This window comes from Burkholderia sp. AU27893, from assembly GCF_002223205.1.
In the GTDB taxonomy this organism is placed as follows: domain Bacteria; phylum Pseudomonadota; class Gammaproteobacteria; order Burkholderiales; family Burkholderiaceae; genus Burkholderia.
Window position 1 is genome coordinate 887,744 of sequence record NZ_NKFD01000004.1, and the last position, 12,940, is coordinate 900,683.

Annotated in this window: 11 protein-coding genes; 6 read left to right on the forward strand and 5 right to left on the reverse strand. The window is 68.8% G+C overall.

Translation table 11 applies throughout. The features are described 5' to 3' along the window. Positions 1-58 precede the first annotated feature (58 nt). From paaK to CFB47_RS23895, 4 genes are all read left to right on the forward strand, one after another. On the forward strand, positions 59-1,381 hold the full coding sequence (gene paaK, locus CFB47_RS23880; protein WP_089462480.1) for a phenylacetate--CoA ligase PaaK: 1,323 nt from the start codon (positions 59-61) through the stop codon (positions 1,379-1,381). Positions 1,382-1,419: 38 nt separating this feature from the next. After that, positions 1,420-2,220: an enoyl-CoA hydratase-related protein gene (locus CFB47_RS23885; RefSeq protein WP_089462481.1), complete on the forward strand. Its 801-nt coding sequence runs from the start codon at positions 1,420-1,422 to the stop codon at positions 2,218-2,220. A gap of 149 nt (positions 2,221-2,369) precedes the next feature. Continuing rightward, positions 2,370-3,041, forward strand: a complete 672-nt coding sequence (locus CFB47_RS23890) for a MarC family protein (protein WP_069251769.1) — start codon at positions 2,370-2,372, stop codon at positions 3,039-3,041. A 161-nt stretch (positions 3,042-3,202) separates the two neighbouring features. Beyond that, the gene (locus tag CFB47_RS23895; protein WP_089442292.1) at positions 3,203-4,183 is read left to right on the forward strand and encodes an aldo/keto reductase; all 981 of its coding nucleotides are present in this window, start codon (positions 3,203-3,205) and stop codon (positions 4,181-4,183) included. A 20-nt stretch (positions 4,184-4,203) separates the two neighbouring features. Here CFB47_RS23895 and CFB47_RS23900 read toward each other — a convergent pair whose 3' ends face one another. From CFB47_RS23900 to CFB47_RS23915, 4 genes are all read right to left on the reverse strand, one after another. Then, a complete protein-coding gene (locus tag CFB47_RS23900) occupies positions 4,204-5,070 on the reverse strand; it encodes a CPBP family intramembrane glutamic endopeptidase (protein WP_089458390.1) in 867 nt (288 codons plus the stop codon). Positions 5,071-5,144: 74 nt separating this feature from the next. Then, a complete protein-coding gene (locus CFB47_RS23905) occupies positions 5,145-5,801 on the reverse strand; it encodes a VC0807 family protein (RefSeq protein ID WP_089442451.1) in 657 nt (218 codons plus the stop codon). Between the two features lie 151 nt (positions 5,802-5,952). Further along, complete coding sequence (locus CFB47_RS23910; protein WP_089462482.1) at positions 5,953-7,890, reverse strand: HAMP domain-containing sensor histidine kinase; 1,938 nt, start codon at positions 7,888-7,890, stop codon at positions 5,953-5,955. A gap of 444 nt (positions 7,891-8,334) precedes the next feature. Next, positions 8,335-9,399, reverse strand: coding sequence for a 2,3-butanediol dehydrogenase (locus CFB47_RS23915; protein ID WP_069251765.1), 1,065 nt, complete (start codon positions 9,397-9,399; stop codon positions 8,335-8,337). A gap of 475 nt (positions 9,400-9,874) precedes the next feature. Here CFB47_RS23915 and CFB47_RS23920 point away from each other — a divergent pair, with 475 nt between their 5' ends. Both CFB47_RS23920 and CFB47_RS23925 read left to right on the forward strand, forming a co-directional pair. Then, positions 9,875-11,086: a CynX/NimT family MFS transporter gene (locus tag CFB47_RS23920; protein ID WP_089462483.1), complete on the forward strand. Its 1,212-nt coding sequence runs from the start codon at positions 9,875-9,877 to the stop codon at positions 11,084-11,086. A 38-nt stretch (positions 11,087-11,124) separates the two neighbouring features. Continuing rightward, a complete protein-coding gene (locus tag CFB47_RS23925) occupies positions 11,125-11,604 on the forward strand; it encodes a DUF3331 domain-containing protein (RefSeq protein WP_089462484.1) in 480 nt (159 codons plus the stop codon). 24 nt (positions 11,605-11,628) lie between these two features. Here CFB47_RS23925 and CFB47_RS23930 read toward each other — a convergent pair whose 3' ends face one another. Beyond that, positions 11,629-12,831 carry a GNAT family N-acetyltransferase gene (locus tag CFB47_RS23930; protein WP_089458386.1) on the reverse strand — a complete coding sequence of 401 codons (1,203 nt, stop codon included), beginning with the start codon at positions 12,829-12,831 and terminating at the stop codon, positions 11,629-11,631. Between the last annotated feature and the right edge of the window lie 109 nt (positions 12,832-12,940).

The window sequence follows — 12,940 nt, forward strand, 5'->3', positions numbered from 1 at the left end:
CGTCGCCCCCGTTACTTCGAACACGATAACGACATCACTCCATTGGAGGAGCACCCCGATGACTCACCCGACGCATCCCGCCGCCGTTCTCGAACCGATCGAGACCGCCAGCCGCGACGAACTGCAGGCGCTGCAGCTCGAGCGCCTCAAGTGGTCGCTGCGCCACGCGTACGACAACGTCCCGCACTATCGGCGCACGTTCGATGCGGCGGGCGTGCATCCGGACGACCTGAAGTCGCTCGCCGATCTTGCGAAATTCCCGTTCTCGACCAAGAGCGACTTGCGCGACAACTACCCGTTCGGGCTGTTCGCGGTGCCGCGCGAGCAGGTCGTGCGCGTGCACGCGTCGAGCGGCACGACGGGCAAGCCGACGGTGGTCGGCTACACCGCGCGCGACATCGACACGTGGGCGAACGTGACCGCGCGCTCGATCCGCGCGGCCGGCGGCCGTCCGGGCGACACGCTGCACAACGCATTCGGCTACGGGCTCTTCACCGGCGGTCTCGTGATTCACTACGGCGCGGAACGGCTCGGCTGCATGGTCGTGCCGATGTCGGGCGGGCAGACCGAGAAGCAGGTGCAGCTGATCCGCGATTTCGAGCCGAAGATCATCCTCGTCACGCCGTCGTACATGCTGAACCTGATCGACGAGATGGTGCGGCAGGGGATGGACCCGGCCGAATCGTCGCTGAAGATCGGCATCTTCGGCGCCGAGCCGTGGACGCAGGCGCTGCGTGAAGAGGTCGAGACGCGCGTGGGCATCGACGCGCTCGACATCTACGGGCTGTCGGAGGTGATGGGCCCGGGCGTCGCGTGCGAATGCGTCGAGACGAAGGACGGCCCGGTGATCTGGGAAGACCATTTCTACCCGGAAATCATCGACCCGGTCACGGGCGAAGTGCTGCCCGACGGCAGCCAGGGCGAGCTGGTGTTCACGTCGCTGACGAAGGAGGCGATGCCGGTGATCCGCTACCGCACGCGCGACCTCACCGCGCTGCTGCCGCCGACCGCGCGCGCGATGCGCCGGCTCGCGAAGATCACGGGCCGCTCCGACGACATGCTGATCGTGCGCGGCGTGAACGTGTTTCCGAGCCAGATCGAGGAGATCGTCGTCGCGCTGCCGCAGCTGTCGGGCCAGTTCCAGATCACGCTGTCGCGCGACGGGCACATGGACCGCCTCGACCTCGCGGTCGAACTGCGCTCGGAAGCGGCCGCGTCCGTCAGCGAAAGCGATCGCGCGGCGCTCGCGCGCGAGCTGCAGCACCGGATCAAGACGATGGTCGGCGTGTCGTCCGGCGTGACGGTGCTGGCCGCGGGCGGCATTCCCGCCACCGCGACCGGCAAGGCGCGGCGCGTGATCGACCGCCGCCAGGCCGCCTGATTCTCCTGTTTGCCGTTCAACCCGAGGAAACCTGTTCGATGGATGGATTGAAGACCCTGGCCGTCACGGTCGATGCGCGCGGCATCGCAACCGTCGCGCTGCAGCGTGGCGACGTGCTCAACGCATTTGACGAGACGATGATCGCCGAACTCACCGACGCGTTCACGGCGCTCGGCCGGCGTGACGACGTGCGCGCGATCGTGCTGCGTTCGGAGGGCCGCGCGTTCTGCGCGGGCGCCGACCTGCAGTGGATGCAGCGCGCGAGCGCGAACGACGCGGCCGCGAACCTGCGCGACGCGGAGCGGTTCGCCGCGATGATGCGCGCGATCCGGCAATGCCCGAAGCCGACGGTGGCGCGCGTGCAGGGCCATGCGTTCGGTGGCGGCGTCGGCCTGTGTGCGGCCTGCGACATCGTGATCGCGAGCGATCACGCGCGCTTCTCGGTCAGCGAGGCGCGCTTCGGGATCCTGCCGGCCGTGATCGGCCCGTATCTGGTCGAGGCGGTCGGCCAGCGCCAGGCGCGCCGGCTCGCGCTGACGGCGACCCAGCTCGCCGCAGGCGAAGCGGTCGCGATCGGCCTGATCCACCAGGCCGTGCCGCTCGATGCGCTCGACGAAGCACTCGACAGGACGCTCGCCGAACTCGGCCGCAACGGCCCGAACGCGCTGATGGAGATCAAGCGCTTCTTCGACGCGATCGGCGAGTATCCGCCGTCGGACGCGCGCGCGGCGTTCACCGCGCAGACGATCTCCCGCGTGCGGGCGACGCCGGAAGCGAAGGAAGGCTTCGCCGCGTTCTTCGCGAAGCGGCCGCCGGCCTGGGAGGCGGGCGCCGAGTAACGGGAAACCGAGGGGAAACCAGGGCGAAACGGCGGCGCGCGGCGGTGTGGCGGGCCCGGCCGAATTTTGCGGCTCGGGCGCGGGCGCTTGCTCTACAATGCGTGACCTCCGGCGCGCTGCCGGCCCAGCCCCGACCGATTCTTCATCCGATGATCGTCAACCGCCTTATCTCCGAGATCCTGTTCGGCTTCACCGGCCTGATCGGCATCATCAACCCGATCGGCATCGCGTTCCTGTTTCTCGAACGGACCGAGGCGCTCACCGAGCAAGAACGCGATCTGCTTGCGAGGAAGGTCGCGTTCAACGCGTTCGTCGTGCTGATGGTCGCGTTCTTCGCCGGCACGCCGGTGCTGCATTTCTTCGGGATCTCGATGGAAGCGCTGCGGATCGGCGGCGGCTTCGCGGTTGCGGTGGCCGGCTGGCAGATGCTGAACGAGCCCGACGGCCCCGGCGGCGGCGACACGCCGGTCAAGCCGATCGACGCGAACGCGATCATGACGCGCGCATTCTTCCCGCTGACCATGCCGCTGACGGTCGGCCCCGGCTCGATCGCGACCGCGATCGCGCTGAACGCGAACCGCACGCACAAGCTGTCGGAGTTCGCACTGTCGAGCATCGTGTCGATCGCCGTCTCGGTACTGGTCGCGATCGTGATCTGGCAGGTCTACAGCCGCTCCGCGCTGCTGTCGCGCTACCTCGGCAGCGAAGGCACCAAGGTCGCGAAGCGCGTGTCGGCGTTCCTGCTGCTGTGCATCGGCGTGCAGATCATGCTGACCGGCTTTTCCGCGTTCCTGCAGCCGATCGCCGACCAGGTCAAGTAAGCAAGCGGCCGGCGCTCCGCACGACCGCCGCTCGCGAGCACTTCCTTCGCACCTTGCGGCAACGCCGCACGCATTTTTGCCGCCCGGGATACCATGCGACGGTCCGGCGGATGCGCGGCGCGCATCCGGCCGTCAGCTCAACTTCAATGGCGAGGCGTGCAATGGAATACGTGAAATTCGGATCGACAGGGCTGGAGGTGTCGAAGCTGGTGCTGGGTTGCATGACGTTCGGCGAACCGTTACGCGGCTCGCATCCGTGGACGCTGCCGGAAGCGGAGAGCCGTCCGATCATCCAGCGGGCGGTCGAAGCCGGCATCAACTTCTTCGATACCGCGAACATGTATTCCGACGGCACGTCGGAGGAGATCGTCGGCCGCGCGCTGCGCGATTTCGCGAAACGCGACGACATCGTGATCGCGACCAAGGTGTTCTACCGGATGCGGCCTGGGCCGAACGGCGCCGGGCTGTCGCGCAAGGCGATCATGACCGACATCGACCAGAGCCTGAAGCGGCTCGGCACCGACTATGTCGATCTCTACCAGATTCACCGCTGGGACAACGGCACGCCGCTCGAGGAGACGCTCGAGGCGCTGCACGACGTCGTGAAGGCCGGCAAGGCGCGCTATATCGGCGCGTCGTCGATGTTCGCGTGGCAGTTCGCGAAGGCGCTGCACACGTCGAAGCAGCACGGCTGGACCCGCTTCGTCAGCATGCAGAACCACCTGAACCTGCTGTATCGGGAAGAGGAGCGGGAAATGCTGCCGCTGTGCGAAGACGAAGGGATCGCGGTGATTCCGTGGAGCCCGCTCGCGCGCGGCCGCCTCACGCGCAACTGGGACGAGTCGACCGAGCGGCAGCAGAGCGACGCGGTCGCCCAGCGGCTTTACGATGCGACGGCGGAGGCGGATAAAGCGGTCGTCGATGCCGTGGCGACGATCGCGGCGGCACGCAACGTGCCGCGTGCGCAGGTCGCACTCGCGTGGGTCGCGCAGAAGCGCGGAGTCACCGCGCCGATCGTCGGCATTTCGAAGCCGCAGCAGCTGGACGACGCACTGGCCGCGCTCGAACTGAAACTGACCGACGACGAGATCGCCGCGCTCGAACGCCCGTACGTGCCGCACGCGGTCGCCGGGATCAACTGAGCGGCGGCGCCGCGCGGCCGTCAGCGCGCGGCGTCGAGCATCGGGTAGGTGAACAGGCCGAAGTGGACGACGTTCAGCCCCGCATGCGCGAGCGCGGACGCGAGCAGCCCGCCGCGCCGCCAGGCGAGGCCGTAGCCGATGCCCGCCACCGTGCCGAGCACGATCCATTGCCAGCCGCCGGCCGCATGCGCGGCGCCGAACAGCACCGCGCCGATCGCAAGCGCGGCCCACGGCCCCCACGCGAACGCGCGCAGCGCGCGCGTCAGTCCGCCCTGCACGTAGCCACGGAACAGCGCTTCCTCGGCGAGCGTCACGAGCAGCAGGTTGTTCGCGAGCCACAGCCAGCCCGACGGCGGCCACTTGGGCGCCCAGCCGACCATCCCGATCGCGAGCGCGCCGGCCAGGCACGCGGCCGCCGTTGCGACTGCCGCCACCGCGCCGGTACGCAGCGCGCGCGACAGCGGGATGTCGGGGGCGACCCACGGCAGCACCCATACCAGCCACAAGCCGACGAGCGGCTTGTCGAGATTCAGGTACATCGTGAACGGCGCGGCATCCGGCGTGAAGCGCGTCGGGCCGATCACGCGCGGATTGTGGAAGCCGGGAATCAGGTGCAGGCTGAGCGCGATCGCGACGGCGGCAAAGACGACGTGCGCGGCGATGCGCATCGCGCGCGGGCGCTCGGGCATCACCCCCCACGCGGCCGCGGCCAGCAATGCGAGCGGGGCCAGCGCGAGCGGCCCGAGCTTGCCGAATGCCAGCGCGCACGCATAGCCGAGCGCGGCGAGGCCGACGCTCAGGCCGTGCTGCGGGCGATGCCATGCGAACGCGGCGGCCGCGAACAGCGCGAGCCAGATCGTGGCGGAAGGAAGGAGCGAAAGGGACATGACAGGAGCGGCATTCGTCGGACCAGACGCCGCGCATCATACAGCAGCCGTCTTGCGATGCCGGTGGGGAGCGGTCAGCGGCCGGCGGTTTCGGTGGCGCGGTCGCGGCCCGGGACGTGGACGCTGTTGCGCTCGCGCATCCGCCGCCGGTACCAGAACGTCCACAGCAGCAGACAGCCGAACACGGTATAGCCCATGACCGGCGACACGACCAGCACGCGTTCGACCGGCCAGGTCACGACCATCCAGAGGCGCAGCAGCATTTCCAGCGTCATGAACGCGCCCCACACGAAGGTCATCCGCCGGAGCATCTGCCGCAGCCCCGGCTGCGCCTCCCAGACGGCTTCGAAATGCGCGGCGCCGCCATCCATCTCGCGGGCCACCGTGGCGCGTGCGAGATAGAAGATCAGCGGGCGTTCGCGGAACAACGACAGCAGGAACACGACGCCGATCGTGCCCGACGCGAGCGATTCGCGCATCAGCAGCGTGCGCGCGCTGCCGCCGAGCGCCATCCCGAGGATCGACAGCGCGATGCCCAGCAGCACGATGGCCGCCACCGCATCGACGCGGCGCGAGCGGATGAATTCGACGATCGACCAGATGATCGGCGGCACCGCGGACGCGTACAGCGCGCCGGTTTCGCCGAAAGACGGCTGCGCGGCCCGGTAGGCAACCCAGGGCAGCACGAGGTTGACGAAGAGTTCGAGGATCAGTCCGGCTCGCGGTTTCACGGTGAGCAATTCCACGCAGGTGGGGGCGAACCTGCGAAGGGCGTGGTGGCCCGCGGTTGCCCCGAAAAGGGTTCGATTGAGTATATCGAAGAATCGGGCGGTGCTGCGGTGCCGTGTCGGCCGCTTGCCGCCGGCGGCGCCGGTGCCATCGTCATGGAAGTGCCGCGGCCGGCAGCGTGATCGTGACCGTGGTGCCCTGCAGCATGACGCTGTGCACGTGGATCGCGCCTTCGTGCCGTTCGACGACGGCCTTGACGAACGCCATGCCGAGCCCGACGCCGCTGGTTTCCGGCTGGCCGGCGGTGCGAAAGCGCCGGTAACGTTCGAACAGCCGCGTCTGGTCCGCGCTGCTGATGCCGCACCCGCTGTCGCGGATCGTGCAGCGCACGGTCTTGCCGTCGGCGCCTGGCTCGACCCTGCATTCGACGCTCGTCAGCGATGCGCTGTACTTGATGGCGTTGTCGAGCAGGTTGATCAGCGCGCGCGACAGCAGCGCCGGGTCGCCTTGCACGATCGTGTCGTCGCGCCGCGGCACGTCGTCGATCGACATGGATTTCCGGTGCGCGAGCGGCCACACCGCGTCGCGTGCCTCGTTCATCAGGTCGGCGAGGTTGACCGGCACGCGTTCGTAGTCGCTGGCCTCCGCACGCGAGAGCTGCGCGAAGCCGTCGGCCAGCGCCAGCGTGTGCCGCGCCAGCTTGCCGATTCTCTCGAACTGCTGCTTCATCTGCCCGTCGCCCGCCCGTCGCGCCTGCGTGTCGATCAGGATGATCAACGACGTCAGCGGAGCGCGCATGTCGTGCGAGAACAGCGTCAGCATGTCGTTGCGCTGGCGCTCGAGCATGTCGCGGCGGACGGTCGCGTGGCGCAGGGTTTCCAGCGCGTGGTGGATCTGCGTGATCTCGGGCCCGATGCCGCGCGGCATCGCGACGTGCGACGTATCGCCATCGCTGAGCGCGACGATCCGGCGGCCGAGCGCATCGAGCGGCTTCGACAGCAGTCGCTGCACGCCGCGCGCGAGCGAGGCCAGGATCGCGATGCACAGTGTCGTGGCGAACGCCGACAACGCGACCTTGAGCCGGGCGGTGTTGCGGTCGCCGATCGCGCGACGCCGGGCCAGGTCGATCACGTGGTCGCGCAGCCGCTCGCTCGGCCGGAAATGCGGCACGATCGCGCGGGAAAAGTCGGCCGCACTCATCGCATAGACACCGCTCTTGCCGCCGGCGACGGCCGCGTCGACGAGCGGCAGGATATGGGCGTCGAAGGCGTCGTTGAGCTGCGCGTATTCGCGCGCCACGTCAGGGTCGTCGAGCTGCGCGCCGATCGAGCCGTCGATCAGCGCGCGCAATTGCTCGATGCGGCCGCGCATCCGCATGATGTCCGCGAACTGCGTGCGGTCGAGCGCCTGCCGCGCGAACATCGGCGCGATCAGCAGCGAGCCCGTGCGGCCCGCGTATTCGCGGAGTTCGCCGAGGAGCCGCGCGAGCAGGATCGCCCCCGATGTGCGCGGGTCGCCCATCGCGGTGTCGGTCATGGCGCCGTCGATCAGCAGCGACAGCGTGTCGACGATCCGGAACAGGCGCGCCTGCGCGTGCTGGATATCGTGAACGCCGCGTGTCGCGAGCGGCCGCCTGCCGAGTGCGTCGACTTCCGTACGCGCATCGGCGAGCGTGATCCGGACCGAGTCGAGGGCATGCAGCAGGGTGCTACGTTCGCGATCGTCGAGCACGGTCGCCTGCGCGATGCCGCCGCGAAAACGCTCGAGCGCCTGGTCGGAACGCACGCGCGCGGCGAGCAGGTTGCGGGCCTCGGCGGCGCCGTCGTCCTGCGGGCGCACCAGCAGGTCGTTCGTCGGGCCGCGTTCGGCCGAGATCACGTTGGCGGCGCTTATCGCGCCGCGGACGAATTCGAAACTCTGCAGGTCGGCGTTCTCCTGCCGGTATTGCCGGACACTCCCCCAGATGATCGTGCCGCACAGCAAGGCCAGCAGCGTGGTGACGAGTGCGAAGCCGATATGGGTCTTCTGCTGGATCGTCAGCGATCGAATGTTATATGCGCGTTCCCGGCTAAACGAGAATGAACGATTCATGACACACCATGTTTGCAAGCTATCCCGGGTGGGCCCGTATTCTCGGCCTGTCGGCGCCGCGACACCGTAAGGTTTTGTGGGGGGCGGGGCCGCCTTCTAGGGGGCGGTAACGATCCTCGCAGGGAGGCCGGATCGTGCCTTGCACAGGATCACCTTGCGTCAGTGTCCTGTCGACATCGGACGAGTCGCGATTGATCGGGAGAAACCCTGAGTGTGCATCGGACCGGTGGCGCGTTACGACGGATGGTTCGGATTGCGAATGTTTCTGGTCGTCGTGTCCGATCGGTGCGAGGCACGACGGTCGCGACGGACGAAGGCGGCAAGGAGGGCGTGCTGGAAGGAAGCGACAGGCAGGTGCACCGCCCGTGCACGGGCGATGCTCCAGGGTGACGCTTGCAGCACACGTGCCACGGCGCGAATCGCTGCCGCGGCACGCGCGTGCGGTCAGGCGATGGCGGGCTGGACGATGATCTTCACGTTCCGGTCCTTGTGGTTGACGAGCTCCTCGAAGCCGTGCGAGACGATGTCGCCGAGCGCGATGCGTCCGGTGATGAGCGGCTGCACGTCGATGCGGCCGTCCGCGATGAAGCGGATCACGTCCGCGAATTCGCCGTTGTACGCGAGCGAGCCGATCACTTCCTTCTCGGTCGACACGATGTCGAAGAAGTTGAACGGCGCCGGCTCCTCGAAGATCCCGACCATCACCGACTTGCCGGCCTTGCGGATCACGTCGATCGCGAGCTTCGCGGTGGTGGTGTGGCCGATGCACTCGAACGACACGTCGGCGCCGTAGCCGCCGGTCAGCGCCTTGACTTCCGCGATCGCGTCGGACGTCTTCGGATCGATGACCACGCTCGCGCCGACCTCCAGCGCCTTCTGCTTGCGCGCGGCCGACATTTCCAGCGCGATCACGCGCCCGGCGCCCGCGGCCTTCGCGCACATGATCGTGCACAGGCCGATCGTGCCCGCGCCGACTACGACGACGGTCTGCCCGACGATGTTGCCGGCCTTCTTCACTGCATGCAGGCCGACCGCGAGCGGTTCGATCAGCGCGCCGGCCTCGGTCGGGAAGTCGTCGGGCAGCTTGTACAGCAACTCGGCCGGCACGTTCACGTATTCGGCGAATGCGCCGTTGTTCATCAGCCCGGTGAACGCGAGGTTCTCGCAGATGTTGTACAGCCCGTGCTTGCAATACCAGCAGGTGCCGCAATGCTGGCAGGCGTCGGCCGTCACGCGATCGCCGACCGCGTAGCCCGTCACGCCCGCGCCGAGTTCGGCGATCTCGCCGCTGAACTCGTGGCCGAGGATGCACTGGCCCTTCAGGCCCGTCAGCGGATGCGGCGCATCGACCGGGATGAAGACGGGGCCCGCGACGTATTCGTGCAGGTCGGAGCCGCAGATCCCGCACCAGTGCACGCGAATCGTCACCCAGCCTGCCGGCGGGCGCTCGGGAACGGGAACCTGTTCGACGCGGATGTCGTGGCGGCCGTGCCAGACGGCGGCTTTCATGCTGGGAGCTGAGGTCGTTGCCGGTGTACTCACGTTGCTGTCTCCATCAGGTTGTCGTCGGGCGCGAGGCGTGGCTGCCGGTGCGCCCGTCGCGCGAGTGCGCGAACGACCGGTATGCAGGAACGGGGCCAGCTCGAGTGGGGGCGCCGGACGGCGATCGGACGGGATGGGCGCGATGCGATGCACCATTTGCCGGCTCTTTGACGGGAAACGATTTGATGGAGGAGGGGGGTGAGATTTGCTGCAAAAGCAAAAGCTCCGGCGGGGTGAGACGCTGGGACGTTCGTCTCAGCGCAATGAGACGAATCGCGAGACGCGCGCGGCCACGCCGATCCATTGCCGCGATCGGTGGAACGGATCGTTGCGCACATTACCCCTTTACTTGAAGTTAACTTCAATTTGTATCATGTGCGCCAGTCCGATCGCGGACGCGTGACGCATCCCGTTGCACGCGGCGGTTTCAACGGAGGGGGAGATGACCGAATCGCCTGTCGCGGCCGATGCCGCCACGCTGCCGTCGCGCAGCTATCGGGCCGCCGTCGCGAACGTCGTGCTGGCGAGCATCGTGTCGGCGCTGCACGTCGGCAAGGCGACGATCGCGTTGCCGACGCTCCAGCACGAATTCGGCGGCTCGCTCGCGTCGCTGAGCGGGATCATGTCGGTGTTTCCGTTCGTCGGCGTGTTCGGCGGCATGGCAGCCGGCCTGCTGGTGCGACGCTGGGGCGACCGGTTGCTGCTGATCGCGGGCCTCGTCGTCCTCGGCCTGTCGAGTGTCGCCGGCGCATGGGCCGGCAGCTTCGCGCTGCTGCTGGCCACGCGTTTCGTCGAAGGGCTCGGTTTCGTGATCGTGGTGGTTGCCGCGCCGGCCGTGCTGAATCGCGTGACGCCACCCGAGCGGCGCAATTTCGCATTCGGGCTGTGGAGCACGTTCATGCCGGCCGGCATGGCGTTGTCGATGCTGGTCGGGCCGCTGCTCGGCGGCTGGCGCAACGGCTGGCTCGCGGCCGCGGCGCTGACGCTCGTCGCGGCGGCCGCGGTGCCCGTCACGACGTCGGCCGATGCGCCGTCGCGGCAGGCCGGCGCGCCGCGCATCGGGCCCGCGCTGCGCGACGTGCTCGCGTCGCGCTCGACCACGCTGCTGGCGCTGGGGTTCGCCACCTACAACGTGCAGTTCTTCGCGGCGATGACGTTCCTGCCGGTGTTCCTGATGCAGCGCCTCGGTGTCGCGGTCGACGCCGCAGGGTTGATCAGCGCGGCGATCGTCGCCGCATGCGTGATCGGCAACCTGACGGCCGGCTGGCTGTTGTCGCGCGGCGCCCGGCCCGGGATCGTGATGGCCGCGACGTCGGTCGCGATCGGCGCGGCCGGCGCGGGGCTCTTCAGCGCGGCCACGCCAGCGCCGCTCGCGGTCGCGCTGGGTTTTGCGTTCTCGGCGATCGCGGGGATGCTGCCCGCGACGATCCTCGCGTGCGCACCGGGCTCCGCACCGACGCCGTCTCTCGCGCCGCTCAGCATCGGCTGGGTCGTGCAGGGCAACTATCTCGGGCAGGTGATCGGGCCGCTCGCGATCGGCTCGATCGTCGGCGCATTCGGCTGGTCGGGCGGCATCGGGCTGATGCTCGCGGCTGCCGTCACCGGGGCGGCGATCGGCCTGTCGCTGCTGCGCGAACCGATGGGCCGGCGCTGAGCGCGGCGCCGTTCAATCTGCACGGAAATCCGTCAAGCATGCTCAACACCATGGAAAGCCTGATTTGCGAAGCAGACCCGCCGTGCGATGCGCCGGCATGGGTCGAAGACGATGCGATGCCGCAACGTGGCGGCGTCGCGCATCCGCTCGGGACGATCGGCCGGGCGTCGGTTCCCGAGCACGCGGCGGCGGCCGTTTCGCCGTTGCGCCCGCAACTGTTCGTCACGGTGCTGGAGGCCGACGACCATGCGTTGCTGATCCGCTGGGTCGAGAGCGGCCGGTGCCATTACGGCGAGCAGCGCTGGCGCTTGCGCGTCGCGTTGCAGCCGGGCCGCTGCGCGATCTCGGGGCAGCCGATCGAGCCGGGCGAGCCGGTGTTCCGGCCGGTGCGGCGGCCCGTGCCGGCCAACGGCGACGAGATGATCTGCCCGGCGGCGGTGCCGGGTGCGGCCGGCCTGGCACGTGACGCCGCCCCGGAGGGCGACGACGCGCGCGAGCCGGCCGACGTTTCCGGTTGAACGCCGGCCGGCTGCGATGCCGCGTTACTTCTTCACGTCGTGCCGGTACTGGATGAACCCGGCGTTGTTCGCGAGCTTGTCGTACAGCGCGCGTGCCGTCGTGTTGGTTTCGTGCGTGAGCCAGTACACACGGCTCGCACCGGCTTCACGCGCATGTTCGTACACGGCCTCGATCAGCGCGCCGCCTGCGCCTTGCCCGCGTGCGTCGGGTGCGGTGTACAGGTCCTGCAGATAGCAGTACGGCCCTTCGGTCCAGCACGAGCGGTGGTAGATCGCATGCACGATCCCGACCAGCGCCCCCGATGCGTCGAATGCGCCGAGCACGAACATCGGCTCGGCGGGATCCATCAGGCGGGCCCACGTCGTCGCGAACACCGCCTCGCTCAGCGCGGTGTCGTAGAACTTCTGATAACCCTGCCACAGCGGGCGCCACGCGGCTTCGTCGGCGGCCACGAGCGGGCGCACCGTGACGCGGGTGGCATCGTTCGCGCGGCTGGCCGCATCGCGCGCGCTGGCCTGCGCGTGGCGGATCGCGGTGAGCGACCGGCGCTGCTCGCCCCGAGCGTCGAAGTTCTCCGGCGCGAGCCACGCGTCGAACGCGGCGCGCACATCCGGCCATTCGCCGTCGATGATCGAGAACCACGCGGTGTCGCGATTGCGGCCGCGGTAGATGATCGCCTGCCGGAACGTGCCTTCGTAGCGGAAGCCGAGCCGTGCGGCGGCCTTGCGCGACGGGAGGTTCAGGTCGTCACACTTCCATTCGTAACGCCGGTAGCCAAGCGTGTCGAATGCGTACTTCATCAGCAGGAACTGCGCTTCGGTCGAAACGGGCGTGCGCTTGAGCAGCGGCGAGAACGTGACGGAGCCGACCTCGATCACACCGTTGGCCGGATCGATGCGCATCAGCGCGAGCGTGCCGACCGCGCGGCCGGTGGCGCGGTCGATCACCGTGTAGTGCAGGGGATCCGGGCTCGCCTGCGCGGTACGCGCGTACTCGCGGTAGCTCGCTTCGTCGGCGTACGGGCCGTGTGCGAGATAGGTCCAGTCGCTGCCGTCCGGCGCCTGCGAGTACGCGGCGTGCAGGTCGGCCGCGTGGCGCTCGGCGTCGAGCGGTTCGAGCCGGCAGTAGCGGCCCTCGAGCACGATGCGCTCCGGGCGCGGGCGCGCGGACCAGTCGGGAACGGGGTGGCCGATGGGTTGCTGGAAAGCGTTGGTGAGCGTGGACAAGGTCGATCTCGCTTCGGTTGGCGGCCGGCGACATGCCGGCATGCAGATGATCGTAGTCGCGACGAGGTACCATGAGAAGCGCCAGCGATCGGCAAATTTATGGTGCCAC

What these genes read in the sequence shown, in the direction of transcription:
- CFB47_RS23900 (WP_089458390.1), bottom strand. Translation starts at nt 5,070, where the DNA reads ATGTCCCTTTCGCTCCTTCCTTCCGCCACGATCTGGCTCGCGCTGTTC.
- CFB47_RS23895 (WP_089442292.1), top strand. Translation starts at nt 3,203, where the DNA reads ATGGAATACGTGAAATTCGGATCGACAGGGCTGGAGGTGTCGAAGCTG.
- CFB47_RS23925 (WP_089462484.1), top strand. Translation starts at nt 11,125, where the DNA reads ATGCTCAACACCATGGAAAGCCTGATTTGCGAAGCAGACCCGCCGTGC.
- CFB47_RS23890 (WP_069251769.1), top strand. Translation starts at nt 2,370, where the DNA reads ATGATCGTCAACCGCCTTATCTCCGAGATCCTGTTCGGCTTCACCGGC.
- CFB47_RS23915 (WP_069251765.1), bottom strand. Translation starts at nt 9,399, where the DNA reads ATGAAAGCCGCCGTCTGGCACGGCCGCCACGACATCCGCGTCGAACAG.
- CFB47_RS23910 (WP_089462482.1), bottom strand. Translation starts at nt 7,890, where the DNA reads ATGAATCGTTCATTCTCGTTTAGCCGGGAACGCGCATATAACATTCGA.
- CFB47_RS23885 (WP_089462481.1), top strand. Translation starts at nt 1,420, where the DNA reads ATGGATGGATTGAAGACCCTGGCCGTCACGGTCGATGCGCGCGGCATC.
- CFB47_RS23920 (WP_089462483.1), top strand. Translation starts at nt 9,875, where the DNA reads ATGACCGAATCGCCTGTCGCGGCCGATGCCGCCACGCTGCCGTCGCGC.
- paaK (WP_089462480.1), top strand. Translation starts at nt 59, where the DNA reads ATGACTCACCCGACGCATCCCGCCGCCGTTCTCGAACCGATCGAGACC.